15 protein-coding genes, 1 tRNA gene and 1 pseudogene are annotated in these 19,968 nt (G+C 41.3%); 10 read left to right on the plus strand and 7 right to left on the minus strand.

What is annotated here, in order from left to right; genetic code table 11:
* The first annotated feature begins 275 nt into the window (after positions 1-275).
* The 3 genes from H6G17_RS32630 to H6G17_RS16815 all read left to right on the plus strand — a co-directional run bounded on the left by H6G17_RS32630 (position 276) and on the right by H6G17_RS16815 (position 3,638).
* Positions 276-941, plus strand: coding sequence for a hypothetical protein (locus H6G17_RS32630; protein WP_199316772.1), 666 nt, complete (start codon positions 276-278; stop codon positions 939-941).
* 790 nt (positions 942-1,731) lie between these two features.
* Positions 1,732-3,036 carry a 50S ribosome-binding GTPase gene (locus H6G17_RS16810; protein WP_192159164.1) on the plus strand — a complete coding sequence of 435 codons (1,305 nt, stop codon included), beginning with the start codon at positions 1,732-1,734 and terminating at the stop codon, positions 3,034-3,036.
* 107 nt (positions 3,037-3,143) lie between these two features.
* The gene (locus H6G17_RS16815) at positions 3,144-3,638 is read left to right on the plus strand and encodes a hypothetical protein (RefSeq protein WP_015156299.1); all 495 of its coding nucleotides are present in this window, start codon (positions 3,144-3,146) and stop codon (positions 3,636-3,638) included.
* Positions 3,639-3,837: 199 nt separating this feature from the next.
* On the opposite strand, the gene H6G17_RS16820 is transcribed toward H6G17_RS16815, so the two are convergent.
* The 4 genes and pseudogenes from H6G17_RS16820 to H6G17_RS34685 form a co-directional block, all read right to left on the minus strand.
* Entirely contained in the window at positions 3,838-4,812 is a 975-nt protein-coding gene (locus H6G17_RS16820) for an aldo/keto reductase (RefSeq protein WP_192159070.1), read from the minus strand.
* A gap of 170 nt (positions 4,813-4,982) precedes the next feature.
* Positions 4,983-6,422 (minus strand): glutamate--tRNA ligase, encoded by a 1,440-nt coding sequence (gltX, locus tag H6G17_RS16825; RefSeq protein ID WP_192159073.1) that lies wholly within the window; start codon positions 6,420-6,422, stop codon positions 4,983-4,985.
* 70 nt (positions 6,423-6,492) lie between these two features.
* Positions 6,493-6,566, minus strand: a tRNA-Asp gene (locus H6G17_RS16830).
* A gap of 281 nt (positions 6,567-6,847) precedes the next feature.
* Positions 6,848-9,864, minus strand: a pseudogene (locus H6G17_RS34685) (type ISP restriction/modification enzyme).
* A 593-nt stretch (positions 9,865-10,457) separates the two neighbouring features.
* On the opposite strand from H6G17_RS34685, the gene apcD reads away from it, so the two are divergent.
* Positions 10,458-10,934, plus strand: a complete 477-nt coding sequence (apcD, locus tag H6G17_RS16840) for an allophycocyanin subunit alpha-B (RefSeq protein WP_192159074.1) — start codon at positions 10,458-10,460, stop codon at positions 10,932-10,934.
* Between the two features lie 116 nt (positions 10,935-11,050).
* On the plus strand, positions 11,051-11,539 hold the full coding sequence (locus H6G17_RS16845) for an allophycocyanin subunit beta (protein ID WP_192159076.1): 489 nt from the start codon (positions 11,051-11,053) through the stop codon (positions 11,537-11,539).
* Positions 11,540-11,760: 221 nt separating this feature from the next.
* On the opposite strand, the gene H6G17_RS16850 is transcribed toward H6G17_RS16845, so the two are convergent.
* On the minus strand, positions 11,761-13,152 hold the full coding sequence (locus H6G17_RS16850) for a chlorophyll a/b binding light-harvesting protein (RefSeq protein WP_192159078.1): 1,392 nt from the start codon (positions 13,150-13,152) through the stop codon (positions 11,761-11,763).
* 462 nt (positions 13,153-13,614) lie between these two features.
* On the opposite strand from H6G17_RS16850, the gene dusB reads away from it, so the two are divergent.
* Entirely contained in the window at positions 13,615-14,643 is a 1,029-nt protein-coding gene (gene dusB, locus H6G17_RS16855; RefSeq protein ID WP_039713960.1) for a tRNA dihydrouridine synthase DusB, read from the plus strand.
* A 204-nt stretch (positions 14,644-14,847) separates the two neighbouring features.
* Here dusB and H6G17_RS16860 read toward each other — a convergent pair whose 3' ends face one another.
* Positions 14,848-15,039: a hypothetical protein gene (locus tag H6G17_RS16860; protein WP_015156289.1), complete on the minus strand. Its 192-nt coding sequence runs from the start codon at positions 15,037-15,039 to the stop codon at positions 14,848-14,850.
* A gap of 992 nt (positions 15,040-16,031) precedes the next feature.
* Here H6G17_RS16860 and H6G17_RS16865 point away from each other — a divergent pair.
* Complete coding sequence (locus tag H6G17_RS16865) at positions 16,032-16,349, plus strand: SMR family transporter (RefSeq protein ID WP_015156288.1); 318 nt, start codon at positions 16,032-16,034, stop codon at positions 16,347-16,349.
* Here H6G17_RS16865 and H6G17_RS16870 read toward each other — a convergent pair.
* The gene (locus H6G17_RS16870) at positions 16,346-16,483 is read right to left on the minus strand and encodes a hypothetical protein (RefSeq protein ID WP_192159080.1); all 138 of its coding nucleotides are present in this window, start codon (positions 16,481-16,483) and stop codon (positions 16,346-16,348) included. The genes H6G17_RS16865 and H6G17_RS16870 overlap by 4 nt on opposite strands.
* Positions 16,484-16,504: 21 nt before the next feature.
* On the opposite strand from H6G17_RS16870, the gene H6G17_RS16875 reads away from it, so the two are divergent.
* From H6G17_RS16875 to H6G17_RS16885, 3 genes are all read left to right on the plus strand, one after another.
* Positions 16,505-18,151 carry an NAD(P)/FAD-dependent oxidoreductase gene (locus tag H6G17_RS16875; RefSeq protein ID WP_192159081.1) on the plus strand — a complete coding sequence of 549 codons (1,647 nt, stop codon included), beginning with the start codon at positions 16,505-16,507 and terminating at the stop codon, positions 18,149-18,151.
* Positions 18,152-18,270: 119 nt separating this feature from the next.
* Positions 18,271-18,666: an adenosylmethionine decarboxylase gene (speD, locus tag H6G17_RS16880; protein WP_192159083.1), complete on the plus strand. Its 396-nt coding sequence runs from the start codon at positions 18,271-18,273 to the stop codon at positions 18,664-18,666.
* A 66-nt stretch (positions 18,667-18,732) separates the two neighbouring features.
* Positions 18,733-19,656 (plus strand): fused MFS/spermidine synthase, encoded by a 924-nt coding sequence (locus H6G17_RS16885; RefSeq protein ID WP_192159085.1) that lies wholly within the window; start codon positions 18,733-18,735, stop codon positions 19,654-19,656.
* The last annotated feature ends 312 nt before the right edge of the window (positions 19,657-19,968 follow it).

The raw sequence follows: 19,968 nt of genomic DNA on the forward strand, positions 1-19,968 counted from the left end.
TTCTTAATTAGGATGTTATACGGAAAAATTCTGTGTAACACCAAGGAATATACGGAAAAATTCCAGATAATCCTCTCGTGAAGGGTAGTTATACGGAAGAATTCGGTATAATCCTCGAATAGGGATGTAAAAAAGAAATTGTCCATATATTCAGACAAAAAGTAGCTGTAATACTCGATCTGTCTCGATCTAGAAAAAGATTATATGGAAACTTTCCGTTTTTCACAGACGGTATCGACTGGAAAGCATTCTTTGAATCCTTTCAAAAATTACAATTGAAATATGGTGAAGATAACTTATCTATCCAAGCAATTGAGAAAAAGAGTATTGAAGCATTTGTGATTCGACTAGAAGTTTCACCCGAAATAAACAAGTCCATTCTTGAAGAGCAATTTAATAGAATTTATACTAAAGCTATTAAAATTCTAGAGAGTCAATATCGTAAAGATCTAGAAGCAAAAGATACTGAAATCACAATTTACCGTAAGCAAAGTGCTGACTTAGTAGAAATTGTTAAGTTGCAAGCAACCAAACCAATCCATGTGGAGGCTAAAGCAGTGGCAGCAAGTCAATCTGACTCAAACGCATTTAGTAACGACCTGCGAGAAGCTAAAATTGCTAACTTTGCTAACCAAGTTCAGGACAGTGCTCGTCAACAGGCTAAGCAATATAACTATGCTTCACCAGAAGGACAAACTCTTGCTGAAGCTGCGGACGAGATTCAACGACTTTTGAAGCAGCTTGAAGAGACTAACCCTACTGCAACTGAATCTGAACAAATAACCTATGTCAATGTTGCAGCAAAGCCAGATCTTAAGCAGAGGGCAATAGCTGCTTTGAAGGCAGGAGGAGATACTACAATTGATGAATTTTTTCTAGAAAATAAGTATCTTAAAATCGGAAAAGCTGTGATTAAAGGTTGGTTACAACCGAACGGATAAACTCACTAGTGAGGCGACAATAGCCTAACAATCCGCTTGCACACCGACCGTATCGAATTGGTTAGTTGAGAACGAAAAGTTACTAGCGGCGGGTGAAACGGGTCGTTAAATTACCGAATTATCGATGAGAAAATGACGAAAGATTATCTATAAAATACGATCGCGCTCCCAATTTTAAAGCAGAATGCGATTGCACTTACTATAAATAAGAAAAATACAGTTGAGCGACTTCACTAACTTCTGATACGCTACACTTGATGTATCCTCAGGAGTGGTAACTTGCCAACGCAGAAACAGTTAGAAACTACAGTATTCCTTTGTCAGGTGCTTTCTAATTTCTACTAGCAAATTCAAGTTTTTCGTTACGACCAAAAGTTAAAAACGCTTTAGATCCAGGCTGGAAGGACTGATGAAATTGCGCTGATAATAAAAGGGGCTGGAAATTGGAAACTTGTGCCATAATGTCAGACCTACACCAAATGACAAACGCTGAATTGAAACAATATATCTCCGTACAATGACGATGAAGCTTTTCGAGCTGCATTGGAAGTTTTGATGAGCCGTCGTAACCCTACAAATCTTCAACCTTATCCCTTTGACCCGTCCGATCCTGAAGCTGAAGTCACGGCTATTTTAATAGAGAAATTGAAACAGGCTGAGTAGAACAGTACTATAGCGCGATCGCCTCTCCTCACAAAAACAAGCGATCGAAGATAAATATTTAGGTAGTGCGATCGCGTCTCATAGCTCGATAGGATGTTATTGGAACCTATCGCCTGTTTTGATGTCAATGACCGAACAACGCGATCGCGAATTGCCCTCGTCAGATCGAGTCACAAACGAGACAGTTAAAGAGTCTCAGAGTGACGGTATTGGTGCTGTCTGGAACCAAACGACAGCAAAGATAATGCAACTTCTGCCTGTAGATCGAGCAGCACAAACGATAGTCAACTGGTTCAGCGTCAGCGATGAACGAGTAGCAGACATTTTAGCGACGGTACGCGCCGAACTACCAACGACAGAAGCTTTACTCATTGGCAAACCCCAGGCGGGAAAAAGTTCGATCGTGCGCGGCTTAACCGGAGTTTCAGCCGAAATCGTCGGACAAGGATTTCGCCCTCATACGCAACATACCCAACGATATGCCTATCCGACTAACGATCTGCCGCTACTCATTTTTACCGATACAGTGGGATTGGGAGATGTGAATCGAGAGACGCAGGCGATCGCCCAAGAACTGATTGGCGATCTGCAACAAGCTAGCCATTGCGCTAGAGTTCTGATTCTCACGGTAAAAATTAACGATTTTGCTACCGATAGCTTAAAACAAATTGCGCAAACGTTACGCCAGAAATATCCAGATATTCCCTGCTTGCTAGCTGTCAGTTGCTTGCATGAGGTTTATCCTACAGGGACAGCCGATCACCCAGACTATCCACCTCAATTTGATGTCGTGACTCGCGCCTTTAGTGCCATTCAAGAGAACTTTAGCGGCTTATACGATCGCGCGGTTCTTATCGACTTTACCTTAGAAGAAGATGACTATAACCCAGTGTTTTATGGTTTAGAAGCCTTGAGAGATACGTTAGCCGATTTGCTCCCAGAAGCCGAAGCTAGGGCAATCTATCAGTTATTGGATGAAAAAGCAGGTCAGCAAATTGGCAACCTCTATCGGGACGTAGGACGGCGCTACATGCTTGCCTTTGCGATCGCCGCCGCTACTTTAGCAGCCGTACCTTTACCCTTTGCTACCATGCCCGTCCTCACAGCCGTACAGGTATCGATGGTCAGCCTCTTAGGGAAATTATACGGACAGACATTAACCCCGTCGCAAGCAGGGGGCGTAGTCAGCGCGATCGCAGGGGGTTTCTTGGCACAGGCAATCGGGCGAGAATTGATTAAATTCATTCCTGGATTTGGTAGCGTCATCGCTGCTTCCTGGGCTGCTGCATATACATGGGCGCTAGGAGAGGGGGCTTGTGTCTACTTTGGTGACTTGATGGGAGGCAAAAAGCCCGATCCGCAGCAAATTCAAGCCGTGATGCGATCGGCGTTTCAATCAGCACAAGAACGATTTAAAGGAATTAAACGTTAAGAAACCAAAAATATTGCTAATTCTTCAGTAGAGCGGATGTTTGATGTACCGGTTCGGTGCAGCATAGATAGTATTATGCAATGCAGTAGTCTTTGAGGCAGAAGAGGATGGTATCTACTTTAAATGAAGCCCTAGAATTTATCGCAAATTACGTGCCACCGAAATCTCCCGATGGTCGTGTTGCTTATCCAATATTGGAAGACGGTCTGAGTTACGCAGAAATTAAGCAAAAGCTGAAAGATTTACCCTTTGACTTACCCACAGAAGTTTACGAATTATATCAATGGAGTGATGGCGGCTTTTTAGGCAACTTACCATATCCAAATCGCAGCGATCGCAGCGAATACGCTAAAATCGACAAATTTATCTCTTTAGGGAGAGCTGTATCTCTGGCGAAAGAGTGGGGTAACGGTGCTTTTCCTCTATTTGAATACGAAGATGGAGATATTTGTTTTACCGTTGGCTCTCAAGTTAAGCAAAGAGTTGCACCGATCTTTTGTCGCCATAAATCTTCAGTTGCAGAGCAACCGAAATACGATAGCTTGACGACTATGATGGTGAAGCTGGTAGAAGGAATCCAATCGGAAACGAGTCGGAGATAAGCAGACTAATTTACTCTCTATCAATTGGAGTTTGAGCAGGTTTTACATTGTTGCAAAACTCCTATTAAGTTTTATTTTTAACTTAAAAAATCTACTGTAATATGAATTGCAACGCAGATAAAGATAGGTTTTTACGAAAATCTCCACTTAGCGATCTTCTTTGCGTCTTTGCGTCTTTGCGTGACATAAAACTGTATCTTCACTTAGTTTGAAAAATGTTTTGTACCATTTTCTTATCCGTACTTGCCGCAGCGCGATCGAGTGCGTCAACTTCACTAGCATCCAATCGCCAACCCAAAGCACCCAAATTCTCTTTTGCTTGTGCTACGGATTTCGCTCCAGGAATGGGAATAGTTCCTTTACATATACACCAATTAATTGCCACTTGAGACATAGTTTTATTTCTCGAACTTGCGATCTCTTGCAAGCATCCTAACAACGGACGCACTCCTGGTAATAGCTGCCGAAATAATAAACCGCGAATTCCTTTGGGTAAAGCACCTTGAGCATATTTTCCGGTCAAGATTCCCAACGCTAAAGGACTATAGGCAATTAATTTGATTCCCAATTCATCGCATACATCTTTAATACCTAATTCGGTAACGGGATAGGTAGATAGCAACGAATACTGAACTTGTAGCGTAGAGATCGCAACGCCGCGATCGCGCAACTTTTTATAGACTTGTTTCAGCCGTTGGGAACCATAATTTGATAAACCAACTCCCTTGACTAAACCTTGTTCGTACAAATCGGCAAGACCATCCAATAATACCCACTCTTGCCAAGGGGCATAATTAGCTGTAGACCAATGCATTTGCACCAAATCGACATTCCTACCCAAACGTTCAGCAGAAGCTTTACCAGCCTTAACCATCGATTGACGGGTCAATCTCCAGGGATAAGCAGCTAGTTTAGTGGCAATACAAATATTTTCTTTCTCAAGCCCCTGATATTCTCTAGCAAATTGCCCCAACAGCATTTCGCTGCGTCCGTTTAAGCGCCCAGTACCATAAGAATCACCTGTATCGAATAAAGTCACGCCATTGCTGACACAGAGATCGAATACTGCTTGTAACTGGTCGTCCATGCTTTCATCGTAGCCCCAGAGCAAGCGATTACCCCATGCCCACGTACCGCAGCCCATTTCTGGAAGGTAAAGTTGATGAGTTTGCATACTTTTCTACCCTCGTTTTAGATCCCCCTAAATCCCCCTTAAAAAGGGGGACTTTGAAATGCTGATTCTATTTATAAAAAGGAGGACTTTGAAATGCTTGTTCTTCCTTTTTAAGGGAGGCTTTGAAATGTTTGTTCCCCCCTTAAAAAGGGGGGCTAGGGGGGATCTTCTTACTTCGCGATCGCTTCTTGCAATCGTTGTTTATCCAAATCTTTCTGATGCAAAATCAGCCACGATTCAACGAGATCGGGACCGTGTAAGTCGCCAGTGAGAGCAGCACGGAGCGATCGCATCACCAATCCTTTTTTGACGTTTTGCTCCTTCATCACCTGTTTAATAATCTCCTGGGTACTGTCTGCGCTTAATTCAGCCCTGCCATCCAGAGCAGTGATTATTCCTTGAACCACATTATCAGCCCCTGCTTGCTTGAGTTGTTCGGTTGCTTCGGCGCTGAATTCCACAGATTTGACAAAGAATAACCGACACATATCCACAGCATCCGGTAGCCGCGCCAAACTCGCACCAACTAAGGCTGTAATTTTTTCCAACCAAGCGCGATCGCTTACCGGATCGAACTCGTATCCTACCTCTTGCCAATAGGGTATCAGCAGATCGGTTAACTTATCTACGGGCATATGATGCAGGTACTGACTGTTAATCCAATCTAGTTTTGCCCAATCAAATTTTGCCCCAGCTTTATTCACGCGATCGAAACTAAATAGCTTTGCCGCTTCCTCTAGGGTAAAGATTTCTTGGGTAGAATCAGGTGGCGACCAGCCTAATAATGTCATGTAATTGACGATCGCCTCTGCGACAAAACCCATTTTCTTAAAGTCAGAAATGGATGTCACCCCATCTCGCTTAGAAAGTTTCTGCCCTGTCATATTCAAAATTAAGGGCGTATGGGCAAATTCTGGTACGCTTGCGTTAAAAGCTTCGTAAAGTAGAATTTGCTTGGCTGTATTGGCGATGTGATCTTCACCGCGAATTACATGGGTAATGTTCATATCCATGTCATCCACGACAACAGCAAAATTATACAAGGGCTGACCGATGCTACCATCTTCAGCGCGACGGGCAATTACCATATCGCCGCCCAAGTCACTACCGCGCCAGCGCATTTCTCCTCGCACCAAATCGTTCCAGACAATTTCGCGATCGTCGTCAATCTTAAACCGAATCACAGGATGACGACCTTCAGCCGTAAAAGCTGCTTCTTGTTCTGGGGTTAAATTTCGATGGCGGTTATCGTAGCGGGGTGCTTCGTTTCTGGCTTTTTGCGCTGCCCGCATTTCTTCCAATTCTGCCTCGGTGGTATAACAGCGATATGCCAAACCTTTATCGAGTAAGTCTTGTACTCGTTGCTTGTAGATATCTAGACGATCTGACTGAAATATGGGACCTTCATCCCAGTGCATACCGAGCCAGTTTAAACCGTCGAGAATATTTTGAGTATATTCAGGGCGCGATCGCTCCGTATCCGTGTCCTCAACCCGTAAAATAAACTGTCCCCCGTGATGGCGGGCAAACAGCCAGTTAAATACTGCGGTTCTTGCTGTACCGATATGTAAGTTACCAGTGGGACTGGGAGCAATGCGAACGCGAATCATAGATCCAGGTATTTAGGTTAAACAAATATAAAGACGTTCCATAGAACGTCTCTACATCAATACATTTTAACGGGACTGACGGGGCTCGAACCCGCAACTTCCGCCGTGACAGGGCGGTGCTCTAACCAATTGAACTACAGTCCCTTAGTCGGACGATTTATCATCATGCCATGTCTATTCTAGCTTGTCAAGCACTGTAGTGAATTTTTTTTGAGGGGGCGATCGCTTGCGGTAACTTAACTGAAGATCTTGCACTGATTGCAACGTCCGCCTGTGAACCAATTCACAGTCTCATAACCTAAGTCGGATAAATCCGGCTGCAAGATCGATCGTTTTTAGTCTACTGAAGTAGACTTTTGCTATTAGCCTTGAACTTAAGTTCAAGGTGAGTCTGGATACCAATTGATAATGCTACAAGAGCTGCATTAACCATTCATCTGCTGAACAATCTTCATTGTCTCTACGCTTACCGTACAGACTCTTGATAGTAAATCGATGACTTGGGCTTTATAATCTGCAAAGCGATAGGTATTGAATTTTTCAGCAATAGTTGGATCTTTAGGTTTCTTTTCTTTGTATTGATTCAAAATCCATTCTAGGGCGGAACGGTTGCCTAAAAGATATTCCCAAGCAATTTTTGGTACGCCTTCTAGGGTAGTATTTTCATCTAGAATGAGACTTCCTTTGATTTTATCTACTTTTAATTTTGATTTGGGTGTACGTGTGTTATCTCCGCAGGGGATATCGATTTGTTTTAGAGGATAAAGTTCGACGGTTTCATAATTGATATGTAAATCCATCAGATGTTTACCCCAGTTTACCCATTGATGAAAGTCTTCGTAGAAAGGTAAGCGCGGAAATTCTCGTTTTAGGTTGAGTTCGTATTTTTTTCGATATTCGGGATTGTGTAAGATGGCGTAGGTATAGTAAAAGATATCGAGTTTGGTGATTGTAGAGTCGTTGTAATGGATTTGAAATTGTTCTAATCCCCAATCGGTAATGTTGTCGATGCAGTTTCCTTCTTTGTCGTAGCGGTAGAGAGGAAGACATTGAGAATCACCTGTTAGATGTAAATCAATTATTGTATTGCTAGCTAAGCAGTGAAATGATTTGGTATTTCCGATTGCTGAAAAAGCTATATATTTATTGACAAGATCTTGATTAGTGAAAATATCAAACCACTGATACGTTCTTCCATTAAAATGTTTATCAAAGTAAAAATATTGCTTATAAAAAGGTCTATAAAGACTTAATTCAATCTTATCTTCCTCAAACTTTTTTTGAATTCTTCTTTTAAAGTAGGCTCTTAAATCCTCATCCCATTTTATTTCTTGCGAAAAATTACTTTGATTGTGATTGTTAAATTCATTTTGATAAATTTCTGTAAAGAAATTCATTTTTGCAACTAAGCTTTTTTTTGATAAATCATATATCCATTCATCACGCTGAGTTGCAATTCCTCTTGAAAAGACTTGAAACACTGCTTGCTGTGCTTTTCCAGCTTTTACATCTTTATCAATTAAAGGTACTAAATTATCAAAATCATTATCAACCTGGTTAATCCAGTTATGTTTTTTGTCTGGTATAATATGCTCAAAATCAAAATTATGAAATTTATTAACAGTAAGATAATTTATTTTTTTTCTCTTATTTCATGTTCATGAAAGGGATTAGAGTAAAATATCTTACATCCTTTTGCTTTGGCATCTTTGACAAGAAAACCTATAGTGATACCTGTCATAGCACTTGTACCGAAAATAGTGTGTTTTTCAGAAATAAATATTCCATTTTTTCCTGAAATTGCTCTAACATTACCTCCCAAGTCAATAAAATAAGCAAAAGAAAACTCATTTTGAATACACTTTCTCAAACCATCGAAGGCGCGAGCATCTAAAAATGAAGAATTCGTAATAAGGCATATAATTCCATCTTTAATTCTATCTGTTGCCCAACGCAAGAACCGAGTATACATATCATATACAACAATTCTATTTTGAGCTTTGCTTTCTCTAATATATGTATCTTTAATTCTTTTGTCTATCGCCGTATATGTGCGATTAGCATTATTCTCATTAAAATTCCCTTGTTTAGCATTATATGGAGGATTACCAATAATTACAGAAATAGTTTTGTCATTCTGGCGCTTAATCCTCGCAGTATTTTCCACAGATAGTGCAAACATATCTAGTTGCTTCTCATGAAAACTGGTATGCTCAAGCGTATCGACAAAACAGATATTATCGAACTCTTGATATTCACCCATTTTTTGTTTATAGGTAAACTCAATATTCAAATTTGCAATGTAATACGGCAAAATTGCTAATTCATTACAGTGAATCTCATTCTTATATTTATACTCAAGCTTATTTTTAGGTAAATACTCAATTAACTCAGTAATAAAAGTTCCCGTACCTGTAGCCGGATCGAGAATTTCTACATCCTTATCGGCTAAAATCTTACCAAAGTGTTTATGAGTTAAATAATCTACACTCTCAATCATGAACCGAACGATTTCATTCGGCGTGTAGACAGTTCCCAATCTGTCAGCAGCTTTAGGATTATATGCTTTGTAAAAATTCTCGTAAACAGCTTTTAAAAACTTCTGCTTCTCATGATGGTTGTAAATATTTGCCGCAGTTCTTCTAATCACTCCATAATAACGCTCAATTGTATCGAGCAAGTTTTTCTTCGTACCACCTGTAAAGAAGGTATCGATAACTCTCTGTAATTCCCGTGCAATATTATTTTCTCTGTGAAACTGCGATTCATTAAATATATTAATAAAAATATCTTCGGTCAAAATATGCTGAATCATCATTTCCCGCACATCTAACAACGTGACTTCAGAATTGATTGATTTTTTGCAAATCTCCCAAAAGTTGTTTCTACACTCTCTAAATGCTGTATTACTTTCATTTTGCCGCTCAATTGTATCGCGTAGTGTATCTAGAATCTTTGGTAAATCTTGCTTAAAAGCTCCAATTGCAGTCCGAAAATCTTTGACTTCAGGACGAACGTAATTAATAAAGGTAGAAATAACTTTATCTAACGCATCCCCATCGCGCATAGGAACGCGCAAAATTTCATTGCTACTCTGAATTAAAACTGCTGTCTGGGAATCTTCAAATAGAATGTTGCTGTCAGGATAGCCTTTCTTCAGCTTTTTATCGATTTCTTCGTCTAGATTATCAAATTGATCTTTACTTTCCCAATAACCCCAGTCTAAACGCAAAGCGTCTTTTACTGTACCGTCAGGATAGACAAGTTTGCCATTTCTAGTTTTGTAGTCTAATTCGGGAATTAGGTAAAATTCTCTCGGTTTGCAATATTCGTTCAGTAAGTTTTGAAAAGCCACCCGAATAGAAGTTTCTTTGCGCGAACCACCGTATTGAATAACTTTATCTACTTCAGCATGATATTGACTAATTAATAGCCTAGACATAATTCAATTTATGAATTTTTCATGTCCAAGCTAGCCTGATGAAGATGAGGTAAGCTTCAGAAGGTTTGCCGATTTTTGTTATGGAGGTGGACAATAAATATTGATGTGATTGTTCAATATCTCAGTAATAATGCGCTTGAAAATTTGATGGCATTAGACAAAAGTTTGAATTGAAATCAACTCAGTAATTTTAACTACGCAAAAATTCAGGATGCATGGCTATATACCCTATACGTTGATGCACTATGTTGCTGTAATATTCGAGCGATCGCTATCTACAAACCGTATTGTATCGATATCATATCGTATGATTGCGATCGCTCATTTTTACTAATGACTTAGCAATAGAACTTGTCAGGGTTTCATAACCCAAACTCTATTGTTATATGAGAGTTAAGTCAATCAATATTGAAACTCAAGCCTAGAATTTTTACTATAGAAATTAATCTATATTCAAGCAAGAAAAATCCTATTTGTTAAGTTATAAAATTGTTTATTAAGTTGTGAAAAATGCTAATGACTTTTGCAACAATAAAGTCAACAATTGTTTTAGAGGAAACTGGTTTTTTCCTATCTTACCGGAGGATAAAATAATGAGCCTTGTTGCCCAAGTTATAGCTCAGTCTGATGAAGCAGATCGCTTTCTTAGCCGCACGGAATTAGATAAACTACAAGATTTTTTTAAAACTGGAGAGACGCGACTTAAAGTAGCGCAAATCCTATCGCAAAACGAACAAAAAATTGTCCAAGAGGGTAGCCAAAGATTTTGGAAGGTGATACCAAATACTCCCAGCAACAGCGGCGATCCGAAAAAAACTGCCTTATGTCAAAGAGATCAAGCCTGGTATCTCCGACTTATTACATATGCCGTATTAGCTGGAAACATGAAACCCTTAGATGATATCGGCATAAATGGAATGCGCGAAATGTATGTATCCCTAGGTGTTCCTGTTAGTAACATTGGTAGTTGTATGCGCTCTTTAAAAGAGGTTGCTACAGGTTTAATGAGTCGCGAAGAAGCCGATCTTGTCAAACCTTATTTCGATTATTTAATCCGAGCCATGTATTAAGTTTTGGTGAGGTAATTGGAGTTTGCCTTTGTTAAGGGTTAGACAACTCAAAACATCAAACTTTCAGCACATAAATTCTGCAATTAAAAACGAAGCAATCAGTTGGAGAAAAAATTATGCAAGACACGATTACTTCTGTTATCAATCCTGCGGATCGACAAGGTAAATATCTCGATACACCTGAGTTGGAAAAGTTGAGAAAATATTTCCAAACAGGAGAGTTGCGCGTAAAAGCAGCTGCTACTATCAGTGAAAATGCCTCTGGTATTGTCAGTCAAGCAGTAGCAAATTCGCTCCTATATGGAGATATCACCTGTCCTGGGGGTAATATGTATCCCACTCGTCGCTATGCAGCCTGCATTCGCGATTTAACCCTATTCTTGCGTTATGCTACCTACGCTATGTTAGCTGACGATCCTTCCATTATTGAAGAGCGGGTTCTTTTTGGGTTGAAGGAAACTTTCAGTACTCTAGGTGTTCCGATTCAGCCCACCGTGCAAGCAATTCAAGCATTAAAGGAAGTCACGACTCGTTTAGTTGGCGCGGAAGCTGGGCAAGAAGTTGGGACGCATTTAGACCACATTTGTAGTGGTTTAAGTCAGTGACTGGTAGCTAGTTACTAGGTCGTTTAGATCCCCCCAACCCCCCTTAAAAAGGGGAGCTTTTAGATCCCCCCAACCCCCCTTAACAAGGGGGGCTTTTAGTTACCCCCAACCCCCCTTAACAAGGGGGGCTTTTAGATCCTGTATTTGCCACCAGTCACTAGCCATCGATAACTGATAACTTTGTAGAGACGTTACATGTAACGTCTCTACACTGATAACTATTAACCCCCATACAACTTGCTAGATTTTTGTTTTTGGTAAGTAGTCTCGTAAAGATTCTGAGGCATGGGGGAGGGGTATTCTAACTTCGATTTTCTCTCACGACTAGAGCTTTCGTAAAAAGTCTTTTCTTCGTCGTTGGGATAGTTGAATTGGTAAAGCACTTGTCGATGATTGGGCTGTAATTTTGTCCTTGTGGATGCAACTAAATTTGAGGAGGGTTCGTAAAGATAGTTCAAAGATTTTTGGGCAGATTCTTGGTAAGCAAAAGCTGGCTGAAGCTCAACTTGAGGAGATTCATAGAATGTATTCCAATTGGGTTGAGGCTGGTGGTTGAAAGCTCGCTGATATGCTAAATTTGCAGTTCTAATTTCCGAGAAAGCTGCTTTCCAAGATTGTAGAACGGGTTCAAAGTAGCCAGATGCCAGTCCAAAATGCCAGAGAGAACCCTGGAGAGTGAAGAACGATAGGTAAAAGTAGGTATTTGCCAACCAAACGCGAGTTGTAGGTTCTAATTGGTTTGGGTCGAAGTAGTGCGGTAATAAGGACGATTTGAGGCTTAAGGGCGCACCATAAAACTCAACTGGGTAGGCGAGGGTATTAAATCCGCAAAAGTAAGAGCCAGCAAATCCTGTCAAAGCAAGACTAAATAGAGAGTAAGAAAGAATGGCGTTACCAGAGAAGAGAAAACGTTGTTTGACCCAATCCCACGGTTCTGTAATGATGTGCCATATTCCTGCCACAATTAACAGCGCACCAACATAAATGTGACCGCCAACAACATCTTCAAGATTGTTGACATCAAATAGATGACCGATGCGGTCTACAATTATTCCAGGATTTAAAATGGGATCGGTAACGACGCGCACTTGTCCGATATTAGCATCGTAAAGTCCGCCAAAAAACATGGCTTTTGCTACTAACAATAAAGCCCCTATTCCTAAGAAAATCAAGTGATTTCCTAAAATAAAACTCAGTTTTTTGGGGTCGTCCCAACTAAAATGATATTGCCGCGCTAGAGGATTTTTGGACTCTTCTAAGCTTGCCGGAGCTTGCCAGCGGTGAAATAAAGTGCCTGCTGTAAAAACTGCGGCGGAAACAAGCAGTACAACTCCAAAAGCAAAAAAGGGATAAGTGTCAATCACTTGACCGTCAGAAACCTGACTCCACCCTTGTGTAGCCAGTCGAGGTAAGAGAAATAACCCTTGTTCTGACATCAGACGGTCGGGAGAATATCGATTAATTTCTAACAGTATCAGCGCACCAATGCTAAAGGCTACGATCGCAGCATGGGCAATATGAGCAGTTAAAAATGTGCCTGATAAATTAGTTAGGCGCGCATTACCAGCCCACCAAGGATGTTGGGCTTTGCGATCGCTTGCAGTTTCGATCATTATTTATTGTCCTCACTTTCAAATCGGTCTACTGAAAGTCGAGATAGCTTGTGGAAAAGCTTCTGTTACAAAACTTCAAATTAAGCGCTCAAAAATGAAAGAACGATCTTGACTTCCAAGCCAAATTCGGACATGAAACAGCGCTGCAAAGATGGGGATTCCCTCTTTACCAATTTCGATCGCTTCCACTGAGAAAACTGTTACGATGAGCCTGCCAAGTCATGCACCAACAGTTTCAAGCAGATGCGATCGCGACGAATGGAAATTTTAATTATTTTCATCTTTCATTATTTCGGAACTTGCAAACTATTCGCAATCACCAGAATTATTTCGTAATATTTGTATATATCCTTTAATTTGCTTTTGCTAAAATTTATTAGCGATCGCGCAAAATGAAGACTAGATCGCGCGAAACGAACGCTCTTTATCGTTAAAGTAGAAACTCTAACTCCTTTCGTTCCTATGGTTGCCCTATCTCCTAGCTTGCAAGCTAGACTCTCAACACCTCTTAAAATCGGCTCGTTTGAAGTTAATAGTCGAGTCTTACAATCACCGCTATCGGGTGTAACTGACTTAGTGTTTCGCCGTTTAGTGCGCCGCTATGCTCCAGAGTCAATGATGTACACCGAAATGGTGAATGCTACCGGGCTGCACTATGTCAAAGAGCTGCCTAAAATTATGGAGGTAGAACCGCAAGAAAAACCGATTAGCATTCAACTATTTGACTGTCGCCCTGACTTTTTGGCAGAAGCCGCCATCAAAGCTGTTGAAGAGGGGGCAGATACAGTCGATATTAATATGGGTTGTCCGGTCAATAAAATTACCAAAAATGGTGGTGGTTCTTCGCTGTTGCGACAACCAGAAGTTGCGGAAGCGATCGTCCGTTCTGTAGTGCAAGCCGTCGATGTACCAGTGACGGTAAAAACTCGCATTGGTTGGACGGATAAAGAAATAACCATCCTAGACTTTGCCAAGCGGATGGAAGATGCGGGGGCGCAAATGATTACCGTTCACGGGCGTACCCGCGCCCAAGGCTACAACGGTGCGGCAAAGTGGGAATGGATTGCACGGGTAAAGGAAGTGCTGTCGATTCCTGTAATTGGCAATGGTGATATTTTTTCTGTAGCAGCAGCAGTGAAGTGTTTGGAACAGACAGGTGCAGATGGGGTGATGTGTTCGCGAGGGACGCTAGGCTATCCGTTTTTAGTTGGAGAAGTAGATTACTTTCTCAAGACAGGACGAGAATTACCGTCTCCTACACCAGTCGAACTCTTGCAATGTGCTAGAGAACATCTTCAAGCGCTGTGGGAATACAAGGGCGATCGCGGTGTGCGTCAAGCCCGCAAACATATGACATGGTACGCTAAAGGTTTTAACGGTGCAGCTGAATTACGCGGTCAACTCAGCGTTATCGAGTCTGTGACTGAGGGGTTAGAACTACTCGATCGCGCGATCGAACAACTCGACCGTCAGTTATCAGTCGTCAGTTAACAGTGACTAGTGACTGGTGGCTAGTGGTAAGTGGGGTGTGGGGTGTAGGGTATGGAGATTGTAAATTTCTTTCTCCTTCAGTTGGGCGACTCCTGTACGGGCAGGTTTAGAAACCCGCCCCTACCGACTCCTAATAAATAAAGGCAAGAGGCAGCTTGACCCCTTGCCTCTTGAGATCGCGCCTAACTGTTGACAGTTTGACGCTTAAAAAGTTTTGTCGATGAAATCTTTAGCTTTATCTTTAACATCTTCTTGAGCGTGCATTGTGGCTGCATCCTCTTGTTTTGCTTGTCCTTCCAACTTATCTTTGGGATCGCCTGTCAGCTCGCTCATCGCTTCTTGAACTTTGCCTTCAACGTTCTTAGCAACTGCTTCAACTCTTTTTTCGATGCTCATATTAATCTCCTACTAAAACTACTGGTAATTTCTGCTGCAAGCAGGATGTAAAGTATTTATACGTATAGCTTGTAGGATGAACGAGAGATCTAACATCGTTCGTCAGTCAGATTTTCGAGGTGGCGATCGCCTATCTTAAGACCGATATCTGTGAGTCTTTAGAAAGATTTGAGTGTCAGTGCAAGAAAACAAAAAGCAGAACACTGAAGACTTGCAGCTTTAAAATCGCCTTTTTCAACTATGTAATTACTATTACCAGGCTGTACCAGCATCGTTAATCGATGCTAAATGTATAGCTAGAGACAGCAACAATATTAACTCTGGTTATAAGTCGTACAGCACATTTTAGGTAATTAACTGTACTAATCGATAAAATTATTTTTTAACTCTAATAAGAACAACTAATAACTTGCCGATCGAAGTTAATGATTACTCGATTTCAACCCTCCCAAACATAAAGAAATTATAAATTTATGACTGTCAGCAACTAGGAATAGATAACTCTCTTCTTGTAAAAGAATCTCAAAAACCTTTCTGCTGAAGCTACTGCTACTAAAGGGGTTCAGGATTAAATCTCTATGAAGATGATCGGATTTAGCATCTGACTTTTCCGTAATTAGTAGCTGATTTCTAGTCGAACAATCGTTTTTGCAGTCCGTGGAAGTTCCGTATTTCGTTAAATCGGCATTTTCACTGAATCGACTCGCAAATTTTTCTTAAAGTTCAGCTTGTTTTTAACTATTGCCCGTAAAAATACTGTGGTTCCAATAATGAATCTAATATATATTTTTTAAGGATTTTGAAAAACTTAAAAAAATCTTGAAGGATTTTTGATAGTTGTTGAGTATTGACGCGAGATAAGAGTGCGAAGGTTTTATGTAAATAAGTTCATTTATTTGATAGTAGAAATAACAAGTGTAGCTAAATTCACTAGGCTATAAAACAACAAAAAAAGTCCGGTTGTAAAATTTCAAGTTTAAAGGATCGAGTTTATGTATTTAATGATGGTGTTAGTTGCCGCATTTGCTTATACCTTGGGTGGCATGTATATGAAACTTTCCAAGGGACTATCTGAACTCGTACCTAGTTTGCTAGTTTATTTCTTTTTAATTGCCGGGGCTAGTATTGAAGCCATAGCCATGAACGATTCTAGTTTAGGAGTCACCTATCTTTTCGTGGTTGGGCTAGAATTTATCTTGGCATTTTTAGTTGGAGCTTTGCTTTTTCGCGAAAGCTATTCTCATGGCAACCTATTTGGTGTATCTTTGATTGTTGCCGGAATTATTCTTTTGAGTGCAGGAGAATGCTAAGCAGATGCTTCAGCGATCGCTTCATCTAAATTAAGTACCATAAAAAATTTTGACAGGGCAGTAAAATTAAACGTGTTTTCCCGATCGCCATTACAGCCACTAGTCAAAGCGCGATCGCACCTAAACAACTTCAATCAAACTTTTAAAAGAGATCTATGGGTCGTTCATTGTTGTTTCAAGACCTTAAACGTGCTATAAAAATCGGAATTTACGCCAAAAAAAATCATCTCTCAATCAGTCAGGGTATCGAACAGATAGCTCAGATGCAAGCCAGCGCTGCTCAATCCACGGTACGGGAAAGAGAAACCCAACTAATGGGAACGGCTTTGGGGAACGTAGCGATGCAGCTAGAGCGCTCTTACATTTCGCCTCAGGGGGAGCGAGATGTCAAAATTGGGATTGTAGGCGCGGGATTAGCAGGTTTAGCTTGTGGCTACGAACTAAAGCAGCAAGGCATCTCTGCCACAATTTACGAAGCGAGCGATCGCGTCGGCGGACGTTGCTATTCACTCGGTAAAACATTCCCTGGAGCCGCGAAATTCCCGCATCAAGTCATCGAACGGGGTGGAGAACTGATCGACAGCCAAAACAAAACTATCCTGCGCTGGGCGCGACAATTTCAACTCACGCTGGAAGACGTGTCTCAGCAGCCAGGAGAATTCGCTTGCTATTTCAACGGACAGCACTACACTGAATCGGCGATTTTAGAACAATATCAAGAGTTTCTAGCTGAAATAACACAAGACTTACAGAAAATCTCTGCCACACCAACTGTAGATTGCTTTACGTCGGCGGATGCACGGTTTGACAAAATCAATTTATTGGAATATTTAGAAAAACGCCAAGTAGGAGATACAATTAAGGCTGCGATGAATGCAGCCTATATGGCAGAATATGGGCTGGAGTTGGAAGAACAAAGCTGTCTGAATTTTTTGTTGGTGGTACGAGACATTGAAACATCACAAGCTTCTCCCTTTCAAATTTTTAGTGACGAACGTTATCACATCGTTGAGGGTAACGAGCAAATAGTCCGAGGATTAAGCCAAGAACTCCAAGGACAGATTGAGTTGGGGATGAGACTGGTGAGGGTACGCAAGAATTCAACAAACCGCATAGAGGTCACTTTCGACAACGGCGATCGCACGATTGATGTCGCATACGATGCCGTAGTGTTAGCAATTCCTTTTGCACTACTGCGCCAAGTCGAACTAGACGCAACTTTAGAACTACCAGATTGGAAGCAGGAAGCAATTAATAAACTCGATCAAGCCACTCACGCCAAAATGATGCTGGGTTTTAATGGTCGTCCTTGGGCAGATCGTGGCATTAGTGGTGCATCGTACTCTAATTTATCCCACCATCAAACCACTTGGGAAACAAACCCGACTGGGGCAAGTGGCGATCGCGCCATATTAGTAGACTTTTCTAGTGGTAGAAGGGGAGCGACGCTTAACTCCAATCGCGTGCAAACAGAAGCGCACCTATTTTTGAAAGATTTGGAAAAAGTTTATCCTGGGGCGATCGCCCAAGCAACACGCGATCGCGCTGGCGATTTACTCGTACACCTAGAAAACTGGACTGCTAACCCCCTCGCCCAAGGTAGCTACTCCTGTTACAAGCCAGGGCAATTTACCACGATTTGCGGTAACGAAGGCAAGCCAGTTGACAACCTGTTTTTTGCAGGGGAACACACAAATTCTTTCTATGAATGGCAAGGCTACATGGAAGGAGCAGCTCTATCTGGGATTAAAGCCGCTAGCGACATTTTGCAACATCTCAAGCTGACCATCTTGCGATGCTGAAAATCTACATAGCTAATGTTTGCTAGCTAAATTTTGCATAAACCAACAAACACTCTAACAGGCGGTGATACTACCGTTTTCGGGAAAAACAATTTTTTGTAAAGAAAGAGATTAGCCCTATGGAAAAGCGATTCGATTTTTACGGTCGGCATTTGCTGCTGAATTTTTCTGGTTGTGAAGCTGACATGGACGATCTAGAACAGATCGAACGCGATATGGTCAGAGCAGTTAGTGCAGTAGGAGCTACCATTGTGGCGCATCTCAAGCACAAATTTGAACCTTGCGGCGTTTCGGTGATCTTGATGCTTTCCGAGTCTCACGCCAGCATTCATACATATCCAGAATACCAAGCTTGTTTCTTAGACATATTTACCTGTGGCGATTTAGATGTCGTACCCTTTGGTGAAGTATTAGAAACACTCTGGCGACCGAAATGGGTTTCCAAGCAATTGCACGAAAGATTCGATCCGGCGATCGTTCAAGCCTCGCAGTTGCCATTAATGCTGAGAAAGTGAGGTGGAAATAGTAGTAGCGCACAGCCGTGCGCTACCACCAAAATATACATCAGGAGTCCATCAAACATGAGCTTAGAATTTAGTAGCTGGCTGAGCGACCAGACAACCTCAGATGAAATTCGCCTGTTGCGGCGAGTCGGAGGTATGGAGGCTAAATCGACTCAGTTTCAAGCGATGGAATTTGCCAAAACAGCAGCTTACGGTGACGTGCTGGTGTTGGATGATACGATTCAATCGGCTGAGGTCGATGAGTATCTGTATCATGAGGCGTTGGTACAGCCAGCAATGATGACTCATCCCGATCCGCAACGGGTGTTAATTATTGGTGGTGGGGAAGGTGCAACACCGCGAGAAGTTTTGAAGCATCCCAATGTCAAATCTTTGGTGATGGTGGATTTAGATCGAGAATTGGTGGAATTCTGCCAGCAAAAACTTCCTTCTTGGCATCAAGGTGCTTTTAGCGATTCGCGATTGGAATTGTTACATACTGATGGTCGCGCATATTTGGCGCAGCTAGAAGCTCAGTTTGATGTCATTATCCTCGATATTACCGATGCATTGGAAGAGGGACCCGCGATCGCGCTTTATACCAAACAGTTTTATTCCCTTTGTCAGCAGCGACTCACTCAATCGGGGGTAATGGTAGTCCAAGGGTTTTCTCTGTCGCCTTTGAAGTGGACGGAACACGCTACAATTCGGCGGACTATTCATAGTGTCTTTCCTGTTGTCCGCAGCTATTCTATATTTATTCCTTCTTTTGCTTGTACGTGGGGATTTATTATTGCAACTAATAATATTGACCCTGCTAATTTGAGTGGAAGTGCAATCGATCGGAGAATAGGCGATCGCAATTTAGCAGATAAACTGAAAGCATACGATGCTGTGAGTCATACAGGTATGTTTGGCTTACCAAAAGATTTACGGCTTAAATTAGTACAGCCAGGAAATATTCTTGAGGATGGTAAACCTCTAGCTTTTGAGGAGAAATAAATCGTTAGCTAACACTTTATGTTAGTAAGAATTTCATCATCACCGTAGATGACAATATGCATAAATGCAGGAGTACTTGTAACGAGCGCTACTCCATTTTCTCAGGACTAACTGAGATATTTTTTATACTCGATTGGCAATCTGTGCAGAGATTTGCAGTAGTTATTTTTTCTAACTAAAATTTAAGCAATTGTTTGTGCAAAGAAGGGTAAAATTAAGCTTTTCTATATGGCACTTAGCGCGATCGCTGATGCATAATAACTACTTAAACCTCCAACAGCAACTACGCAGTACTAATTCTCGACTGTTTTT

This window comes from Chroococcidiopsis sp. [FACHB-1243] (assembly GCF_014696895.1).
Lineage (GTDB): Bacteria > Cyanobacteriota > Cyanobacteriia > Cyanobacteriales > Chroococcidiopsidaceae > Chroococcidiopsis.

Coding starts and splice junctions, on each gene's coding strand:
- H6G17_RS16810 (WP_192159164.1), top strand. CDS start 1,732: ATGACCGAACAACGCGATCGCGAATTGCCCTCGTCAGATCGAGTCACA.
- H6G17_RS16815 (WP_015156299.1), top strand. CDS start 3,144: ATGGTATCTACTTTAAATGAAGCCCTAGAATTTATCGCAAATTACGTG.
- H6G17_RS16820 (WP_192159070.1), bottom strand. CDS start 4,812: ATGCAAACTCATCAACTTTACCTTCCAGAAATGGGCTGCGGTACGTGG.
- gltX (WP_192159073.1), bottom strand. CDS start 6,422: ATGATTCGCGTTCGCATTGCTCCCAGTCCCACTGGTAACTTACATATC.
- apcD (WP_192159074.1), top strand. CDS start 10,458: ATGAGCCTTGTTGCCCAAGTTATAGCTCAGTCTGATGAAGCAGATCGC.
- H6G17_RS16845 (WP_192159076.1), top strand. CDS start 11,051: ATGCAAGACACGATTACTTCTGTTATCAATCCTGCGGATCGACAAGGT.
- H6G17_RS16850 (WP_192159078.1), bottom strand. CDS start 13,152: ATGATCGAAACTGCAAGCGATCGCAAAGCCCAACATCCTTGGTGGGCT.
- dusB (WP_039713960.1), top strand. CDS start 13,615: ATGGTTGCCCTATCTCCTAGCTTGCAAGCTAGACTCTCAACACCTCTT.
- H6G17_RS16860 (WP_015156289.1), bottom strand. CDS start 15,039: ATGAGCATCGAAAAAAGAGTTGAAGCAGTTGCTAAGAACGTTGAAGGC.
- H6G17_RS16865 (WP_015156288.1), top strand. CDS start 16,032: ATGTATTTAATGATGGTGTTAGTTGCCGCATTTGCTTATACCTTGGGT.
- H6G17_RS16875 (WP_192159081.1), top strand. CDS start 16,505: ATGGGTCGTTCATTGTTGTTTCAAGACCTTAAACGTGCTATAAAAATC.
- speD (WP_192159083.1), top strand. CDS start 18,271: ATGGAAAAGCGATTCGATTTTTACGGTCGGCATTTGCTGCTGAATTTT.
- H6G17_RS16885 (WP_192159085.1), top strand. CDS start 18,733: ATGAGCTTAGAATTTAGTAGCTGGCTGAGCGACCAGACAACCTCAGAT.